Genomic DNA, 2,190 nt, shown 5'->3' on the forward strand with positions numbered 1-2,190 from the left:
GCAAACTCACCTGAGTCTAACGGAACTAAGTTTACAGCACTTTCTTCTGCTCAGTGGGATGTTAATCAAGGTGAATTGACATTATCTATTGCTATCAGAGATGAATTTAACAACCTATTGCCCGACACATCTCAAATCGATAGTGTTAATGCTGAAATTATATCTGGTCCTGGAACGTTAACTGTAAACCCTTCGGGACGTAGCATTACTATTCCTAGACCTGATAATGGTGCCATATATGATTTTGGGATTTTGTCAGCTGAGGATGGAAATACAGTTGTTAAGGCGACAATCATTACCACAGATGGGATCCCTCACAGTATACCTAATCTATCTGTAGAGTTTTCATCTTATAACTCAACCAAAGGTAGCATAGTTATTGAAACTCAACCTGTATTAGGGAAGCATGGAGACTTTATAACACAACCAGTAGTTAGACTTGTTAATAAATCAGGAAACACTTATACAGATGATAACACAACATTAATCACTGCCAGGTTAATTTCAGGAAGTGGAAGTCTTAATGCAAATAATCAATCAACTGTTGTTACATCTAATAATGGATTTGGTAGATATGCAAACTTGCATTTAAGTAAATCAGCAAATAACACTTCGTATAAATTAGCATTCTATGCTGATGGATTTTCAGTGGGTGTTTCTAATGAAATTAAAATGCTTAGCGTTGCTGAACTTATTAAAGAAGACGTCAAAGACATACTTGAAAGGGATCTATTTATTACAGTAAATGACTTGGAATCAAGTTATAGTAATGCAGCTAAAAGGATTTTAACTAAAAAAACACAGGGTGATAATGTTGACTGTTATTATGAAAATTTTGATTTTGATGGTGCTGTTAATAAATCAGGAGATCAAACAACATCCGCTCAAGGTACTTTTGGCAATAAATCTAAGTCTTGTGGCAGCGGTGTGAGTACATCTTTGGATGGGACCTATAGTGTTGATGTTTCAGATGATCTGGATATAAAGTCATTTAAATCCACTTTTAACTTTTTAAAAGAATGGGCAAATTCAAGTACATCTTTTAGTGGGCTGTCATTTGGTGGTTATGGAAAAGACTCTGCTGTAAGCAGAAATAACGCTGAGGGTAATATAACTGGAGTGGGTATAAATGTAGGCTATTATGGTGCAACTATATATAATATAGCATCTTTGCAATATTACGTAGCTCTTGGTGGTGGCTATCACAGCTACGAGTTAGATTTTAGTAACTATGATGGTGGTGATATTAACTCTAACGGCGATTATAAATACTTAGCAGGATTAACGGGGTTAGCTATATCCACGGAGAAAAATCTCCAAGAGTTTTTATTTAAGCCTAGAATTGGAGTTAACTTGTCATATGCTGTGACGTCGAAAGCGTCAATTTACGCTAGTCAAGGAAATGAAAATTCACATCTTGAATTCGATCTTCCTAATTATAGTGGTGTTAAATATTATGTGGATGGTGATATTTCCAGGCAAGTTATAATATCTGGATATGAGAATAAATTCACCGTCACTCCAAAATTATGGCACAGTGACAACAACGTTTATGGTCAAGATAATGGTAAAGAAATAGAATTTGAATATGAGTTCTTATCTCAATACAGTAATCTTGACTTATCTTATTCGATTGGAAAATCTGGCGTATATACTTCAAAATCTATTAAGGCAAAGTTCACTAGAAATATTGAAATAGGTCAGTTATCATTCGGTAGTAATTTTGCTAAATCTGGAGAGGCTAACTTTGAGCTATCTTTTAATGCGGATTTTTAAGGTAATATCCGGCGGTAGTGTAGCAAAGTTTAAAAAATATCATGATGTACCAGTTCACCAGATATAATTAGCCGGCTCCGTTGCGAAATTAATATGAGGTAGCAGAAATCCCAGGCCATCCTGAGTCAAAAAGTGAACTGATTTTCAATCAGACGCACTTCGCCCTTGAAGGTAAGGAAATTGAATCCTTACCTTCAAGGGTAGCTGGCTGCGAACGTGGATAAACCCCGCTCCGGCACTAGGCCGGCGGTCTACTCACCTGCGTTTTGTCTGTGATATCAATTCGCTCACCGTCGAACCCGACCTAAATCCGGTGTAAGCCATTCTGCCTGAGCACAGTACGCAGGTTCACGTAACCCTTCAGCAGGCTCCGTTGCAAAGTTAGTAGAAGGCCGCTGAGACCCTAGGTTATCC

The 2,190-nt window shown here is 37.3% G+C and carries 1 protein-coding gene; it reads left to right on the forward strand.

The features are described from left to right. Nucleotides 1–1,776: hypothetical protein (locus B5D35_RS24475; protein ID WP_157828482.1), on the forward strand; the 1,776-nt coding region annotated here is incomplete at its 5' end. Nucleotides 1,777–2,190: the final 414 nt, after the last annotated feature.

This window comes from Enterovibrio nigricans DSM 22720 (assembly GCF_900167155.1).
GTDB lineage: Bacteria > Pseudomonadota > Gammaproteobacteria > Enterobacterales > Vibrionaceae > Enterovibrio > Enterovibrio nigricans.